This is a genomic window from Pseudomonas sp. ASL3, from assembly GCF_056680425.1.
Genome location: NZ_CM155281.1, coordinates 1,228,260 through 1,244,693, shown reverse-complemented (window position 1 = coordinate 1,244,693; position 16,434 = coordinate 1,228,260). Strand labels below are relative to the sequence as shown.

Sequence of the window (16,434 nt, the reverse complement as noted above, 5' to 3'; positions counted from 1 at the left end):
CCTGAATGAATGGTGTGGGGTCCAAACCACTCTACGCGCGGCCTTCCGGACGATGAATACTTGATAGTCCGTATTACCTGCGTGATAGTACGGAAATGACTGCTGACCTCTTCTCCGACATCCTCAAATTCGCGAACGCCCAATCTGTCGTATCGGGTGGCTTTACTGCCGCAGATCCATGGGCGATCTACTTTGAGCCACCGACCAAGATCAAGTTCTTCGCCGTAGTCAAAGGTAATTGCTGGCTCTGCATCGACGGCGAAGAGTTGCCCGTGCGGGTTGAAGCAGGAGACGTGTTTCTGCTTTCGGCGCAACGGTCCTTCATTCTCGCCAGCAATTTGACGGTCGTTCCGGTAGACGCGAAAAGTGTATTTACCCCCAACGCAGGTACGATCGCGAAGCTTGGCGAAGGCGATGACTTCTTTGTGGTCGGCGGCCATGTTCAGTTGGATGCTGCAAGCGCAGGGCTTCTGGCGGATGTCCTGCCGCCGTTGATCCACGTTCGGGCCGCTTCGCCTCAGGCGACGGTCTTGCAATGGCTTGTCGACCAACTGGTCCGCGAGCGGTTGGCGGAACTCCCGGGGGCCAGTGTCGCGTCGTCGCAGCTCGCACAGCTCATGTTCGTCCAGCTCTTGCGCGCGCATCTGGCAGAGTCCGCGCCATTGCCGGCCGGATGGCTGCGGGCACTCGGCGACGCACGCATTGCGCCGGCCCTGCGTCTGATGCACAGCGATCCGGGCAGACCGTGGCAACTGGAGGAACTTGCCAGGTCAGTGGCCATGTCCCGGACCACGTTTGCTTTGCGCTTCAAGACCGTGGCCGGGGTTCCGCCACTGACCTACCTGCTCAACTGGCGCATGCGCATCGCTGAGCGCGCATTGCGCGAGGAAAACACCTCGGTGTCGACCCTCGCACTGTCGCTCGGCTATACCTCCGAGAGTGCTTTCAGCAATGCCTTCAAACGAACAATCGGAATGGCGCCGAAGCGCTACCGGGATGCCGCGCGGGCCGACGGCGTGAAGTAACCTATTATTTCTCCGATCGACTCACCAGAAATGCCGAGTTTCCCGACATTCATCCTTCAGTCGCGATGAGGCAGCAGCGGCGGTGACCGGTGGCGCAATCAACGGCATCGAATTGACCTCCACATGAGGAGTACAGAATGAGGCGCAGCGACGTTCTGATCATTGGGGCCGGCCCTACTGGGTTGGTTCTGGCACTCTGGCTCAGCAAGCTCGGGATCAAGGTGCGAATCCTCGACAAGACGGCCGCGCCGGGCACGACATCGCGAGCCTTGGCTGTCCAGGCTCGAACCCTTGAGCTCTACCGCCAACTCGACCTCACGAAGGTCATTGTGCAGGACGGCCACGAGGTGCCTGCGGTCAATCTCTGGGTCAAAGGCGAACAGGTTGCGCGCCTGTCGTTAGCCGCCATCGGCAAGGATCTGACCCCCTACCCCTTCCTGGAAATATTCCCTCAGGACCAGCATGAGCAGCTTCTGATCGAGCGACTGAAAGTGCTCGGCGTCTCGGTCGAGCGGCAGACTGAGTTGACACGTTTTGTTGATGACGGCGGTTGCATCACCGCACACCTGCTCAGAGCGGATGGGCAAGAAGAGATCTGCGAGGCCAGTTACCTTGCTGGCTGCGACGGCGCCCGCTCGACAGTGCGCAAAATCCTCAACACTGGGTTCCCCGGCGGCACCTACCAGCAAGTGTTCTACGTCGCCGACGTCGAAGCAGCAGGTCCTGCGATCAACGGCGAACTGCATGCGGACCTCGACGAGGCGGATTTCCTGGCCGTCTTCCCCTTGGCCGGCGAAGGGCGTGTTCGTCTGATTGGAACCGTGCGAGATGAGCGCGCCCAACATGCAGACACGCTCAAGTTCGAGGACGTCAGTAGCCGGGCGATCGACCATCTCAAGGTTCACATCAACAAGGTGAACTGGTTTTCGACTTATCACGTGCATCACCGGGTGGCGGAGCACTTTCGCACGGGACGAACCTTCCTGCTTGGCGACGCCGCGCATGTCCACAGCCCCGCTGGCGGTCAGGGAATGAACACCGGCATTGGTGATGCGATCAATCTGGCCTGGAAACTGGCCGCAGTACTGACTGGCAGTGCGGCGGACAGCCTGTTGGAGAGCTATGAGGCCGAGCGCATCGGGTTTGCGCGACAATTGGTGGCGACGACCGATCGGGTGTTCGGCTTTATCACTGCCGAGGGGCGGATTGCCAATCTTGTGCGTACACGGATCGCCCCTCTGCTGCTGGCCAAAGTCACTTCATTTGAACCGGTACGCGAGTACCTGTTTCGCACGGTTTCGCAGATCACCTTGAACTATCGAGAAATGCCCCTCAGCGCTGGCATCGCCGGCCACGTCCACGGCGGCGACCGGTTGCCCTGGGCGCCTGGCGACGGCATCGACAATTTCGACGCTCTCTCGACCCTGGTCTGGCAGATCCATGTGTATGGCGTTGCAAGCGAAAAGCTCGTCGCATGGTGCGCCGATCACGGTGTACCGCTGCATGTATTCGAGTGGACGCCTGCACATGAGGTGAGTGGTCTTGCGCGCAACGCATTCTATCTGCTCCGGCCCGATACCTATGTGGCGCTCGCTGAGGCGTCTGGGGATCCAAAGTTCCTCAATCGTTATTTCACCGAGCGCAAGATCCAACTGTGCACTGGTCCAGAACAGCCGTCCCGCTAAAGTTGCACCGGGCGATCGGCCCGAGAACGCCTCTGGTCTCTTCAAGAAAACCCACATTCGTCACCTGCGATATACTTTCAGGATCACTACACTCGATGCGACGCGCAGTCGTGTTCGATGTACTCCGCGCAACGTGTCGAGCGGTCGTTCACGCAGGCCTCCAGGCCTGCCCCTTGGTAATGAGGAGAACATCATGACCCGCAAATACATCGATTGCCGCGAATTTCCGAGCGACTCCAAGTGCACGGTAGCGCTGTCCGCAGACTCCGAAAGAGAATTGCTCGAGGCGGCTGCACAGCATGCGGTCACTGTTCACAAACATACCGATTCGCCAGAACTACGCGCCCAACTGAAGACGCTATTTCACGACGGCACACCGCCCGTCGAAGCACCGCGCCATGCGTAATGCACGCATAACCGTTTGAAGCCTCATGGCTGAAAACCCTTCAATCATCCAGCGGCTTGGGTGGCAGTATCGGCTTGGCGGGTTTGCCGTGTTTGCCCGCCTTGCCGGCAGGGGCCGGTGTGGCCTCGGGCGCGGGTGGAGGTGGCGCTGAGGCCTCTTTTTCTTGTATGGGCATCTGGTCGATGGTGCTGAAGATCTCCTTGAGATCGATGGGGCCGGTGTGTTCGATCTTCTTCTCGCCGTCCTTGCCCACCAGGATGACCCGGGCGTCGGCGCCAGCACCCAGATTCAGTTCGCGGATCAGCGCCATGGTAGTTTGCGCGTCCAGATTCTTGCCATCGCGCTGGCCGATCGTGTTGACCACGGTGTAGAGCACCATCTTGCGTTCGGTGAAGGCTGCGCGATTGGCTGACTCTTCCAGCGCCTTCTTCAGGTTAACCAGCGTCGGGTCCACGGAGCTGGGAGCGATGATAATCAGCGGGCGGGAGTGCCCGCGCTCCTGGGCCAAGGGGGCATCGCTGTCAGCGGCGAGCAAAGGGCCGGCGGCGGCAAGCAGAGTGGCAAGGGTCAGTGACCGGATGAGCATGCGCAACTCCTTTTGATATCCATGCGCTAATCATTGCGCATCGTGGCGAAAGGTCCAGCTCATGCCCCTAAATTTCTGACATTTCGATCGAACCGGAGTCGGGTTACAGCTCGCGCATGCGCTGCACCGCAGGAACTCGCGTATCGCGCAACGCCCCCAACACGGCGATGACAATCGACACCAGCGCCAGGGCAATCAGCGCACCCAGATAGCGCCACGGTATCTCGAGGCTCTCCGGTGGAGGATCGAACACGCCGGTCAGCAGTTTGACGAGCATCCAGGCCAAGCCGAAGCCCGTGAGCACACCCAGACTGGTGCCGGCAAAAAACTGCAGCAGTGCCTCGCTCCAGATAAAGGCGCCGAGCTGGCGTGGCTTGGCGCCCAACGCCGAGAGGATGGCGAACGTGCGGCGTCGTTCGGCCAGACCAAGGGCCAGCATCAGCCCGCTGGCTGCGGTCACCATCAGGACCGCGAAACTCAATTCCAACTGCGCAAGTCCGCGAAGGTCGATGGCAGTCAGGCCGGAGGCAATCAATCGGCGGGCCTCGCCGAGGTCACTGACCTTGCTACCCGGCAGGTCCGCGACCACCTGCCGAGCAGCCTTGGCCAACCCCGCAAGATCCGATGCATCGCTGCGCAGCAGAACGATTTCAGCGCCCTGCGCGCCTGACTGCTGGCTCATATAAGCCGTATTGGCGACCAGAAAGGAGTCATGGGGTGCCGTCGGGAACTCCCGGACCAGACCGATAAAGTGGAAGGGTACACTGTGGTATTGATGGTCGGCGTCGCTCTGCAGTCGCAGGTTCAGTTCGTCGCCGAGTTGCAGCTGGAAGTCCTGTGCCGTTTCTTCCGAGACCAGCACGCCGTCCGGCGTCTTCGCCAGCAGCCCGAGCAACTCCTCGGCACTACCGCCTTGGAAGTAAGCGTCGGCTAGCCGCGTTGCCTCACCGATATGCAGGGGATCAATTCCGTAGAGATCCTGCAGATCGTTGCCAACATAGGCGTAGCGGTGCTGCATCGGCTGTGCTGCCTTCACGCCTGGTAGCTGCTCCAGTTCGTGCAGGCGGCTGGATGCAGGGTTCTGTGCGGTACCGGTGACGGTGACGTCGGCGCCGTTGGTCAACTCAGCATCGACCCGCGCTTGAGCGTTGTAAGTGGTGTTGAAGATGGCCGTCGAGGTGGCAAAGGCAAAGCCCAGCGCAGCCAAGGCAATACCCTGCGTCACACGCTGGCGCTGCTGGCTGATGGATGCTGCCACCAGATCCGCCAGTGGCCCGGCCAGCGCCCGCAGCAGGTATGCCAGCGGTCGTCGGCCATGTTTCAGGGCGAGCGCGCAGAGCCGCAGGACCAGCAGCCCCATACCCAGCCAGAACAGCAGAGGCGCGAGGAAGGCCTGGTAGTCGACCTGGGCGGTCGGCACGCCTTCCGGCGCCAGCACCAATTGGTAGCCACTGCTCGAAGTACGCCAGAAGACCACACCCGCCAGCCCCAGGCAGATGAAATCGAGACCGATACGCTGCCAAATCCGTGGATGCCCTTGCACGCTGCTCATGCGCGCCTGCTTTACTGTCACCTGCCGCAGGTCGTGCCAGGCGGGCAGCAGGATGGCCGCCTGCGCCAATAGCAGGCCGATCAGGGTGGCTATGCCAAGCCAGGAAACACTGGCTGCCTGGAACAGCCCTCCCGTCAACAGCAGCGGCGCCCACACCGCGGCCATCGCCACACCCACGCAAAGACCGCCGATCCCTATCATGGCTGCCTCGGCAGCGGCTAGCCAGAGAATGTCGGCAACCACGGCACCGCGTATGCGCAGCAGGGCCTGTTCGCGCCGACGCCGCTCGCTGCCAGAAGCCGCCACGGCAAGTGTGAGGAACACCGCCAACAGGCAACCCGGCACGCCAAGGAAAAGAAACAGTACGCGGGCATAGAGGGCATCACCGCGCACCGCGTCGAGCCGCGCCGCCAGATTGTCGGCGAGCACCCCACGCCCAGCGATACGTGCTTCCAGATTGCGGGCGGCACCCTGGCTGAAGACAAAGGCCGATTCAGGGGAGTCCGGCAGCTGGCTGCGTTCAAGCGCGATATGCAATTGCAGGCGGACGGAGTCCGGCCTGACCTGCGCTTGCGGATCGAACAGCGAATGCCAGAGTGGCAGCGGGAGCAACAGCACATTGTCCGGCGGTGCCTGGGGGGCGGCACCGGGCGGTACACCGATGGCCTGGAACAAGGAATCGGCGGTGGGCAGGTCAACCACGCCGGTAATCCGCAACTCGGCGGTTGTCAGCCCAGGCCGTTGGATGGTCAGCAGCTCGCCGGGCGCTATATGCAAGTTGGCCGCGGTTTGCTGGGCGATGAGCACACCATCGTTGGTACCGACCAGCAGCCGCAGCTGGCCCGGAAAGTCCCGAGTGTAGCCGTCGTCTAGCCCCAATACCTTTCCGGCCCCCGTGGTCTGCACCGTTGCGCCCGTCTGCGCCTGGAAACCGTCCACGCTGGCGTACCCGACCGTTTGTTGACGGTTAACCCGCGCGGCCTTGGCGACCGCCAGGGAGATACCGGCAAGCCCCTCCCCCGGTACCAGTTGCACCTGCCAGTCCACCGGGATTTCCCTGACCGCCCGGGCGGTCATGCTGGCACCGCTCTGGGCGAGGAAGGCACCGAGCAGCGTCAACAGCGCTACCGTAAGGGCGACGCCAGCCATGCTCCCAGCGAGTCGTCCTCTGCGGGCGCGGAGCAGGCCACCGAGCCAGAGCCAGATCATAGCGAGCCTGCGAGTGGTTCACTGACGCTTAGCAGGCCATGCTCCATTTGCCAGTGGATCTCCATCCTCGCGGCGATGACCGGGTCGTGAGTGGCAATCAGCAAAGCACATTCGCTACCGGCCAGGTGCCTGAACAATGCGTCGAGCAGGGCGTGGCCGCTGACTTGGTCGAGTTGCCCAGTAGGTTCGTCGGCGAGGATCAGTTTCGGTTCTCCGACGATCGCTCTGGCCATGGCGACGCACTGCATCTGCCCGCCGGACAGGGTCTCCGGCAGTTTGTCGGCCAGCGACAGCAGGCCGAAGGTATTGAGCGCAAAGGCTACGCGAGCGCCGCTATCCCTGCCGCGCCCAGCCATCAACAGTGGCAACGCGACGTTCTCGGCAACGGTGAGTGAGTCCAACAAGCTAGGCGCCTGGAATACCAGGGCAACCTTCTCCGGCAGCAGCGACTCGACCGGCCCCAGACCCGGCCACGTGAGACTTCCGCCGCTGGGCTCATCGAGCCCGGCGAGCAGATGCAGCAGCGTCGATTTACCGCTGCCGGAACGGCCGACCAGCGCAATCCGCTGGCCGGGCCATATGCGCAGAGTCGCCGAGCTCAATGCCACCACGGCTTCCCCGGCCTGCTGGTAGCTACGCCCGAGGCCGTCGGCCTCAATCAGCGGCGAGGCCATTGACCAAACGTCCATCATCGAGCCGGAGCAGCCGATCGGCTTTGCTGGCGAGTGCACGGCTATGGGTCGCGATCAACATCGAGCAACCCTCACGGCAACGTACTCTCAGGTAGTCGAGGATGTTCGCCTCGGTCACCCCATCCACTTCGGCGGTTGGTTCATCCGCCAGCAGCAACGCTGGCCGAGTGCACAGCGCAAGCGCCAGTCCGGCACGTGCCACCTCGCCACCGGACAGCTGCGACGGGCGGGCCTGCAGGCGCTGAGTAAGACCCAGGGTCTGTAGCATGGCGTCAATCCCGACCCGTTCGCGCAGGCCCGCCAGCTTCAATTGCAACCATAGATTGCGCTCTAGGGTGAGGTGTTCGAAGAGATTGCCTGACTGCATCAGGATGCCGATATGCCGCGCACGCACGCCCGCGCGTTCCCGCTCGGTGCGCCGTGAAATACGTTGCCCCATCACTTCGACTATGCCGCCATCAGGGTCGTCCAACCCGGCCAGACACGCCAACAATGTGGACTTGCCGCTACCGGAAGGTCCCATGACGGCGACGAACTCGCCTGCTGCGATTTGCAGGGACACGCCCTTCAATGCCGCCGTCTCGACGTCGCCGTTATGGTAGAAGCGGTAGAGCCCGCGAGCCGAGAGAGGCAGCATCTCAGTTCCAGCGCAACGAATTGGCCATCAACCGCCATTGATCGGCATTGTCAGCGCCCACAGGGGCCGACAGGTCGAGAGCGGCCTGCCGGCCATCGTGATAGAACAAGTAGCGTTCGTGCTCCAGGCGCAACTGACGGTGGGTCACGGGGTTGGCTTCTGAGTCAGAATTGTAGCGGATGCGGATGGCCAAACCGCCCTTGAGCGTGACGCTATCCACTTTTCCCGGTTCGACGTTGTGTCCGGCTTTGACCAGTGTCGGTACCTCGATTGCCTTGGCCGATGCCTCACTGGGCGCGGCAGCCACCTGAGTAAGGCTCAGGTCAACCGCATTGAACTTATCGGCGAAACGCGCGCCGTCGTCACGCTCGGTTCGCGCCCACCCCTCGGGAACCTTGAGCACAAGCCCAAGCGGTGATTGGTAGCTGATAAAGACCTGGGAATCAGGAATATCGCCTGGAGGATTCTTTTCCTGCTGGGCTGCAAAAACAGCGGAACATGACAGGCAAATTGCCACCATGATAGCCGTGAGGCGCTGGCCGATGGCGAGTCGTGGGAAGTGTCGGATCCTGCCTTTCATGCTGGCCTCGGCGCGCAATCTGATGGGCAGGCGACAGCGAGTGTCGCCCCTACCAAGCGTAGGCGACTTCCGATCTATAGGCCGTGGAGAATGGCGCTCAAGATGTCCGCTTAGCGACTTGGAGCGTAGCTTCACGCCGGATATTATTGATCCCGTGTCCGCCACCTATACTTAAGATACCGGTTCCGTCTGGATAGCTGTGTGAAGTGCTTGGTTGAAGCTCATCCGATGTTGGATGGGCTACCGCTGTCGAATCTATTTTAGGGGGACTGCGATCTTGAATCCGCGCTCCCTGATCGTTGCCTTGATCGTCGTCTTGATGGTGGCGTTGGCGGGATGCGCCACTCCACATCACACCCCCGACCTGACTCCACCGACTCTGATCTCAGAAAATATCTGGCGGCAGGTCGATGCGGACATCGTCGCCGCGTCGCAAGCCGCGACAGGGCAGGCCAAAGTCTACACACGCGGCTCCATGGAAGCCTGGAGGGACCGCGTCAATGAGCGCACCGAGGCAAACTTCATTCCGTGGTTTAGCAGCTACTGGACCCAGCAATGGCTGGCTATGAAGGTGACCTGGTACACGGTGAGCACAGGGGGAAAGACAGACCCGGCCGCAAAACGATTGGCTACCTATCTGCAGGAGCAATATCACGCTCGCGTGCTGGACCCCGTCGCCAAGGAGATCGATCCCGACATGGTCATGGGGGAGGCAACGAACTTCTACGTCCAGCTCCTCGGCGAGCAACTTCAGGGAATCCCGCAGCGCTACGCTGTACCTCTCGATCAATTTGACCGGCGGCTCAACGACATTCCAGCGATCGCGCTGGCGCCTCCACCCACCCGTAGCGCTTCGCTCTACCAGATTCTCCATGCCGACCCGATCGCCAAGCTGCCGGCCTATGTGGCCCTGGTCGATCGGATCCATACTGCCGCGGGTCCCGCAGGTGCCGGGCCATCGGACGCAGCCATATCGTCAGCAGCGAACCGGGCCAGCGAACAACTGGAGGCCCAACTCGCCCCTCGCGGCGTCGCAAGCGCGGTCGCAGCGGCGGTCGGCCGGGTCACAGGCGTGATGATTTCCATCGGCGTGACGGGTTTCAGCGCCATCACGCACGAGAGAGAACGGCCGGAAATGGAAACGCAGCTTCGGAAAAACCTGAACTCCGCCTTTGACGATGCGTGGCTGGGTATGACGGAGAACCCCAACACTGGGGTGATGGCAGGGGTCTATTACCTATCTGGACAAATCGAAGGAAGTCTCGCCAAAACCGTTACCCTGCCGGGCAAAATCGAACCGCTATCGCGCGAAGTTTCCCTGCCAGGCGAGCATTAGTCCTGAGAGTGAGTCTCTAGAATACCGACCAGCCAATCCGCTGACTCAACAACTCCAAAGCGGCCATGCCGGCCAGTGAGTTACCGGCGGCGTTCAGTTCCGGCGACCAGACGCAGACAGTGAATCGCCCCGGTACCACTGCGACAATTCCACCGCCTACTCCACTCTTGCCCGGCAAACCGACGCGATAGGCGAAGTTGCCCGCTTCATCATATAGGCCACTGGTAGCCATGATTGAGTTGACCTGCTGGGTCTGACGCCGGGTCAAAATCTGCGCGCCGCTGTGTTTGCAGAAACCATCGTTGGCTAGAAAACAGAAGGCGCGCGCCAGATCGACACAATTCATCCGCAGCGCGCAATGGCTAAAGTAACTGCGCAGCACCGCCTCGACATCGTTGTGGAAGTTACCGAACGATTGCATCAGGTAGGCCATGGCCGCGTTACGGGCACGATGTTGGTATTCCGACTCGGCGACTCGCCCGTCGACCAACACCCCCATGTTGCCGGAAAGGCGGCGGACGAAATCACGCATCGACAGCGCAGGTGCGGCAAAGCGCGATTGATTGATATCGCAGATCACCAAGGCGCCCGCATTGATGAACGGATTACGTGGACGTCCGCGCTCGAACTCCAACTGCACCAACGAGTTGAACGGCTGCCCGGAAGGCTCATGACCCAAGCGTTGCCAGATAGCCTCGCCGGAATGATCGATGGCCTGCACCAGGCTGAACACTTTGGAAATACTCTGTACAGAGAATGGCGTTTGCGCATCGCCTGCACAAAACAGCTCGCCGTCATTACCATACACGGCGATGCCCAATTGCTGGGCTGGCACATCGGCCAGCGCCGGAATGTAGTCGGCAACCTTGCCCTGACCGATCAAGGGGCGAACTTCGTCGAGAATTTCGTTCAACAGCGCTTGCATGCTCAGGCCCGTATTCACTCCCCCGAACGGCTCCGGGGATACTTTTTCTAGACGCCGGGCGCCATGTCCAGAGCACAGTTTTCAGCTTCAGCTTCAGCGCTCAGCAAGCAGCGCAGGCATCGACGCTCAAACACTTGAACGTTGGATTCACTGACATCGACCTTCATAAATTCTTTAACGGGTTGCCTAGATTTTTAATGTATTCACTGCCAAGCGCTGCGGCGGCGATTGAATTAAGATGCGTGCCGTCAGTCGTGAATATAATGTTTCCCGCTACAATGGGGCTGCATTCCTTTTCACAGAGCTCATCGTTAGGGTCGATCAATACCACCTGCGGGAATCTCTCTTTTATTTTATATTCGATCCTGTCGGAGTGAGGTTCGGCCGGTTTCAGCTTGATAGCTTGTAAGCTAAGGTGATGAAGTTTCATGAGCCTCAGCTCATTCACTTTAACTCGACCGACCTCTGCAAAGGGTTGCGCGATAATGACCACTTTCACGCCAGCATCTAACAGTTCCTTGACCGCGTTGAAATAGGACTGATCCATGTTGTCGGTGAGGTCTTCAAGTTTCGAGTTATGGATGCTATAGCGCTGATTCCTATGATCATACGCATTCCAGAAATTTGACAGGATTACAATTCTTTGTTTTTTTGCAAATTCAAATCTGTCTGTCGAGTATTTGATGATGGCCGCTGCGGCCTCCCCGGATATTTTATTTTGTATGTCCATCACAAATATACCGGGAATGGAGGGGGTAGAACTCATCGTTGTATCATGTATCATGAGGCCCGCATCGGTGGCCAGTGCGTTGATAAAAGGCGCGTACGCGTTAGCAAAAGAGTCTCCGATCAGCACGCCGTCAATCGATTGTTTGTTAGCGCCCAAGTGGCACTCCTCTATGTTTCCGACCAAGGCGGTTTCCATACACTTACCGCGAATCATATGAGAAGTATTCTGTTCCTGGAGCTCTGTGACGGCCCTGTCTGCGTCCGAGCGGAAGCCGTCATGCGTGACAATCAGCACTGACACCCCCAAGACCCCGACCAAGGGCAAAAGATACAGGCTGACAAATATCTTTTTAAAGGCTCTTGGTTTAATGGCCCGACAAGGCTTTTCTATGAAGTGATAGCTTATTGATGAGGCGACAAAGGCGCCTGCCAGGAGGGCAATCGAATGGCTCGTCGTTAAAGCGATCCCTCTGTACTCGGCAAGTATGAGTATGGGCCAATGCCAAAGATACAACGAATATGATATTTTCCCTACATACGTAATGGGCGGCAGACTTAACAGTCTATTCATTACGCCTTGGTTCACTGTCGTCCCGGAGGCGATGATCAAGACGGCACCCAAACAAACGGGCAATGCATTGACACCTGGAAAACTGGATGACTCATCCAACAAGAAGGCGCTCGCGATAATCAACCCGCACCCGGCAAGGGAGCAGAGGTCAGGGTATTTAATAAAACGTGCGACCTTGTCGGAAATGATGGCAAGGTAACTCCCCATGAGCAGTTCAAAAAAACGGAACGGCAGTAATAGGTAAGCGGCATTTCTGTGATGATGCGAGAACAGTTCTGACAGTGAAAGGGACACCAGAAAAAGCCCAAGCATGATGAGTGTCGGGGATAGCCTGTGCCTTACCTTGAATAAAACGATGAGTATGATCGGCCAAAAAACATAGAATTGCTCCTCTATGGATATAGACCATGTGTGCAATAGCGGTTCATAACCGGCCGAGCCGAAGTAGCCAGTTCCGAACAAAAAGTAGACATTGCTGAGCCCGACCAGGGAATAGACGGTACTTTTGGCAAACGATATCAACTCGTCTGCAAACAGGAAGTTACCGCAATAAACAAACAACCAAAATAGCAGAAACAGATAGGCGGGCAATAATCGCTTGATTCTCCTCTCATAAAACGCACGAAACGTAAAGGTTTTAGCTTCAATTTCTTTGTAAATTATCGATGTGATCAAATAACCTGAAATCACATAAAATACGTCAACGCCGACAAAGCCACCTGGGGTTGGGAACTTGGCGTGATACAACGCAACCAATATGACGGCAATGGCGCGTAGTCCGTCGATGTCCGGTCTGTAGCTACCGGTTCGGACAGACTTTTCGTGGGTTAAGGTTCCCCGTGTAAATTTAGAAGGCATCAAGAAACAGACTCCATGATTTGTGGGATCCACAGTCTCGTTTGGGCCCGCCGTTCGCCCCAGACAAGTACCTGAATGCCCTCACCCCAGATGAATTCTATTTTTGCTTGCTCACCCGTGAGATGTACGTAGTGCATGGGGTACGGCCTCTCCATGACTAACCGTGCGATCTCCTTGAGATCAGCTCAACGTGGGGACCTCTCGGCATAGACCGGAAACTTGAATTGCGCCATTTATTTAATGGGTAAATTCCATGCCCGGTTACCGAGTTTGGCACCCTCTTGATTCCACATTAATATCAACTGAAGGGCACAAGAGAAATTGAATCTCACTATTGTATTCACCGTGCAGCAATAGCCATTTGGCGCCAGATCACAGGCTCGTTTGAGCACGTTCCCCTCTGCTCTCTATCAACGGCAAATCATTGCTTCCAGACTATCCAGGCGCCCCAAAACAGACTGGAGAAAAACCGTATGGGTGCCTCAAACCCGGCCTGGTCGAGCAGTGAAAACACGGCGTCTTCAGACGCCGGCGGATCGGCCCCACGCATGATTTTTGCCAGTTTGTCCTTCACCTCCTGCTCAGGTGCACCTTGCATGCGCCAGCGCTGCCCCCATGCGGCAAGCATCAAAGGGCTTTCGGCGTACCGTCGATGATTGCAGGCGAGAATTAAAGGAGCCCCAGACTTCAAACGAGCAGCAATGTCAGAGAGGATCGCCAGCTTTTCGGCATCGCTCGGCAGGTGATGCAGAACGCCAATCAACGTCGCAGCATCGTAGTCGCCGCTGGCCGGCAAATCCTTCACATGGCCGAGAAACATCTCCGTGCGATCCGCCAGCCCGGCCATTTCTATGCGAGAGCGAGCCAGCTCAAGCATCGGCACGGAAGGATCGACAGCGACGAAACGCCATTGCTGCTCCAGACGACCCGCGGTGGTGATCTCACTGGCCGTGCCGCCCGCCCCTGCAACTAGAATGTTCGCCGTCGAACCTTCACCCAGGCTTGCCGCGAGCAGACAACTGGATAATTCGTGGCAGGCATCGTAACCGGCCAGAGCGATCCTGCTCTGCTGCTCATATTCGGCAGCCCGCGACACATCAAACTTGGCAGCTGCAGCGGTGGTCGTCATGGGGTTTCCTTTTTCAACGAACGGGATGGTGAGTCCAGCGGCTTCGACAAACTCGCTTCGATTCGCCTAAGATCCCATACCTACAGCAACCATCTTTCCGAATTACATGATCGAGAGTCCAAAAAAATACGATCGACTCAGTGCCTTCCTGAATGCATTCGATTTGAAAGCATCTGTGCTCACAAGCGACACGTCCTCCGACCAGGCTCACCTTTTCATCGTTGTAGAAAGGCTCGGCAAAGGCCCGACGCAGGTCGTATTCCAACCGGATGCAGGCCCGGCTCCACAGGGTGACTTCGAGTTGATCGTGGCTGTACACGTCGACTTTGGCGGCCAGGCCAACCCTCTTCTGAAAGCCATGCCGCCGCAGATGGACTTCGCACTGCAACCGCAGGACGCACTGCATGCCATCGCACAACTGATCGTCAATGAATACCAACAGCGCAAGTGCGGGGGCCTTACGGTACAAAGCCGCCTTTGCGAAATACTCGTTCTGATGGCTTTCAGGCGAGCGATCGCAGAAAAGGCGATAGGTGCCGGACTGCTGGGCGGCCTGGCCCATCCGACGCTGCATCGTAGCCTGGTCGCTCTGCACGAGGACCCGGCGAAGCCTTGGCATCTGGAACAACTGGCCGAAATTGCCGGCATGTCGCGCAGCCATTTCATCGCCCGCTTCGGCGCGATGGTGGGCCAGACGCCAGCCGCCTACATCACGGCCTGGAGACTGGCATTGGGGCGCAAGGCGATCATTGGCGGCAAAAGTGTGAAAGACACGGCTCGCCGCGTAGGCTTCAACAGCGCCGCGGGATTCTCGCGGGCGTTTTTACGGTCCTATGGCTACTCACCCTCATCGCTGATTCAGAAAAGCGATGACCGCTAAATGGATAGAATCGTCCACAACGCGCCGTTAGCAATTTACCAGGAGAGGTTGAATGTCATTTTTCAGCAAGAAAACCATTGTGTTGGTCTTGAGCATGGCGGCCATTTTGGCCGGCATGAATGTTTACGCTACCAGCAAATCCCAAACAAAACCGGCAGCCGCGCAGAAGGTCTCGACCCTGGGAGGAAAATTCACGTTCAACCTGCCCAAAGGTTATGTCGCCAGCGCAATGCCCGCTGGCGATGAGAAAAGCGGTACCGCCGGTGCGACGGGAACGATGTATATCAATCAGGCGGAAAAGCGCGTGATCATCGCGGCTGAAAATACCCTCCCCGATGGCATGAAGGTTGGCGACAATGACGATATGTTCCTCGACAGCGCCGTTGCCGACTTCATTCATCAGCAGAGCGCAGCCCTGCCCGGCTTCAAGCAACTCAGTGAAAACAGAATCAAGTTCAAAGGCCTTGGCGTGCGCGAGATTGACGCCACAGCCCCCATGGGCGGTGGCAATACGCTGAATACGACCTTCCTGGCAGGCTCGGGCACCCACATGTCGGTGGTCCAGGTGATATCCCGCGCGGATGATCAGGCCGGACATACTGCACTGATCAAGCGGATCGTTGACGGATTACTCGCCCCCTGAACGCGAAGATGAATGAATCCGGGGGTCAGGATTTAGCGTTGAACAGGGTATCCAGAGACGTATCGAACCGCTCCAGAGCATTCACCTGCACAGCGTGTTGCTCATTAATCTCGGCGGCTATTTCGGGGGCGCCTTTGTTGAGGGCCCATACCGGCGACATGATCTTGTCGGCGTGGCCTTCGGCTTTACCGATGTAGTTGAGGCCGGCATCGAAGAACTCGGCCACGATAGTGGCCTGCACGTCTGGATTATGCGCAGTCACCAGCGTACTGCGGGTATCGAGCAGCACGATGACATCGGGTCTGGCCGCCATCAGGGCATCGAGGCTGTCATAGAAGTCAACCGAGGCAAACTGCGCTTGCAATGAAGTGGTGAACCAGTCAATCGCCAGTTCCGGGTCGGAACTCGAAACAAAAGCCTGTTGGACCTGTTGATCGAGCAGGTGACTGTTCTGGGCAACAGCGTGGTAGTGCTCGAGATAGGCCAGATTGGCCCTGGTGTTTTCACTGAAGATTACGCCCACTGACTGCGTGTGTTTCAACGCAATGCTGGACGTTTGGGTGGCAGGTCTGAACAGACCATCCTGATTGTCGGAATAACTTGGTGTACCCGTAACAGCACATCCGGCCAAGGCAACAACAAAGACAAGCAGAGCGGCCATGCGAGCGTTCATTTCACTTCTCCAGATTGCCTCAGTTGGCAGAGTGCCATCCTGAACCTTCATCGAAAAAAATGAGCGCCACGATCATCAATGATGATAATCGACCAAACAGATAGTGACGGTGGTCTGATAGCTAAAGCCGATCAGGCTGTGTGAAAACGTAGCGAGCGAAGGCAAGACAAGGCAAAAACAGGCGAGGAAGACGCTTCGACTTCCCCCACGTCATCCATGTCGTGCCGGATTAACTCATGCTCCTCGATGACGCTTGGGGCAGAACGCACCAGGTCGTTATATTGCCGGAGCCATCTGCAAATAACTCCCGCGCACGCT

At 58.3% G+C, this 16,434-nt stretch carries 15 protein-coding genes; 6 read left to right on the top strand and 9 right to left on the bottom strand.

Annotated elements, in window-relative coordinates:
• Window positions 1–95 precede the first annotated feature (95 nt).
• The 3 genes from AC1MEE_RS05630 to AC1MEE_RS05620 all read left to right on the top strand — a co-directional run bounded on the left by AC1MEE_RS05630 (window position 96) and on the right by AC1MEE_RS05620 (window position 3,116).
• On the top strand, window positions 96–1,025 hold the full coding sequence (locus tag AC1MEE_RS05630) for an AraC family transcriptional regulator (RefSeq protein WP_480414329.1): 930 nt from the start codon (window positions 96–98) through the stop codon (window positions 1,023–1,025).
• A 137-nt stretch (window positions 1,026–1,162) separates the two neighbouring features.
• A complete protein-coding gene (locus AC1MEE_RS05625) occupies window positions 1,163–2,710 on the top strand; it encodes an FAD-dependent oxidoreductase (RefSeq protein ID WP_480414328.1) in 1,548 nt (515 codons plus the stop codon).
• 193 nt (window positions 2,711–2,903) lie between these two features.
• On the top strand, window positions 2,904–3,116 hold the full coding sequence (locus AC1MEE_RS05620) for a DUF1059 domain-containing protein (protein ID WP_480414326.1): 213 nt from the start codon (window positions 2,904–2,906) through the stop codon (window positions 3,114–3,116).
• Window positions 3,117–3,156: 40 nt separating this feature from the next.
• Here AC1MEE_RS05620 and AC1MEE_RS05615 read toward each other — a convergent pair whose 3' ends face one another.
• From AC1MEE_RS05615 to AC1MEE_RS05595, 5 genes are all read right to left on the bottom strand, one after another.
• Window positions 3,157–3,702, bottom strand: coding sequence for a DUF4174 domain-containing protein (locus AC1MEE_RS05615; RefSeq protein WP_480414325.1), 546 nt, complete (start codon window positions 3,700–3,702; stop codon window positions 3,157–3,159).
• A gap of 103 nt (window positions 3,703–3,805) precedes the next feature.
• Window positions 3,806–6,403: an ABC transporter permease gene (locus tag AC1MEE_RS05610; RefSeq protein ID WP_480414324.1), complete on the bottom strand. Its 2,598-nt coding sequence runs from the start codon at window positions 6,401–6,403 to the stop codon at window positions 3,806–3,808.
• 56 nt (window positions 6,404–6,459) lie between these two features.
• Window positions 6,460–7,137 carry an ABC transporter ATP-binding protein gene (locus AC1MEE_RS05605; RefSeq protein WP_480414323.1) on the bottom strand — a complete coding sequence of 226 codons (678 nt, stop codon included), beginning with the start codon at window positions 7,135–7,137 and terminating at the stop codon, window positions 6,460–6,462.
• Window positions 7,118–7,792, bottom strand: a complete 675-nt coding sequence (locus AC1MEE_RS05600) for an ABC transporter ATP-binding protein (RefSeq protein WP_480414322.1) — start codon at window positions 7,790–7,792, stop codon at window positions 7,118–7,120. The genes AC1MEE_RS05605 and AC1MEE_RS05600 overlap by 20 nt, the downstream gene beginning before the upstream one ends.
• 1 nt (window position 7,793) lies before the next feature.
• Entirely contained in the window at window positions 7,794–8,372 is a 579-nt protein-coding gene (locus AC1MEE_RS05595; RefSeq protein WP_480414321.1) for a hypothetical protein, read from the bottom strand.
• A gap of 277 nt (window positions 8,373–8,649) precedes the next feature.
• Between AC1MEE_RS05595 and AC1MEE_RS05590 the strand changes: the two genes are divergently transcribed.
• Entirely contained in the window at window positions 8,650–9,708 is a 1,059-nt protein-coding gene (locus AC1MEE_RS05590) for a hypothetical protein (RefSeq protein WP_480414320.1), read from the top strand.
• A gap of 16 nt (window positions 9,709–9,724) precedes the next feature.
• Here the strand turns inward: AC1MEE_RS05590 and glsB are convergent, their stop codons facing one another.
• The 3 genes from glsB to AC1MEE_RS05575 all read right to left on the bottom strand — a co-directional run bounded on the left by glsB (window position 9,725) and on the right by AC1MEE_RS05575 (window position 13,920).
• A complete protein-coding gene (glsB, locus tag AC1MEE_RS05585; RefSeq protein WP_480414319.1) occupies window positions 9,725–10,633 on the bottom strand; it encodes a glutaminase B in 909 nt (302 codons plus the stop codon).
• Between the two features lie 163 nt (window positions 10,634–10,796).
• On the bottom strand, window positions 10,797–12,791 hold the full coding sequence (locus AC1MEE_RS05580; RefSeq protein WP_480414318.1) for an acyltransferase family protein: 1,995 nt from the start codon (window positions 12,789–12,791) through the stop codon (window positions 10,797–10,799).
• A 421-nt stretch (window positions 12,792–13,212) separates the two neighbouring features.
• A complete protein-coding gene (locus tag AC1MEE_RS05575; protein WP_480414317.1) occupies window positions 13,213–13,920 on the bottom strand; it encodes an SAM-dependent methyltransferase in 708 nt (235 codons plus the stop codon).
• A gap of 175 nt (window positions 13,921–14,095) precedes the next feature.
• Between AC1MEE_RS05575 and AC1MEE_RS05570 the strand changes: the two genes are divergently transcribed.
• Together AC1MEE_RS05570 and AC1MEE_RS05565 are read left to right on the top strand one after the other, a co-directional pair.
• Window positions 14,096–14,800, top strand: a complete 705-nt coding sequence (locus AC1MEE_RS05570) for a helix-turn-helix transcriptional regulator (protein ID WP_480414316.1) — start codon at window positions 14,096–14,098, stop codon at window positions 14,798–14,800.
• A 52-nt stretch (window positions 14,801–14,852) separates the two neighbouring features.
• Window positions 14,853–15,443, top strand: a complete 591-nt coding sequence (locus tag AC1MEE_RS05565; RefSeq protein WP_480414314.1) for a DcrB/PsbP domain-containing protein — start codon at window positions 14,853–14,855, stop codon at window positions 15,441–15,443.
• A gap of 25 nt (window positions 15,444–15,468) precedes the next feature.
• Here AC1MEE_RS05565 and AC1MEE_RS05560 read toward each other — a convergent pair whose 3' ends face one another.
• Entirely contained in the window at window positions 15,469–16,116 is a 648-nt protein-coding gene (locus AC1MEE_RS05560; protein ID WP_480414312.1) for an ATPase, read from the bottom strand.
• Between the last annotated feature and the right edge of the window lie 318 nt (window positions 16,117–16,434).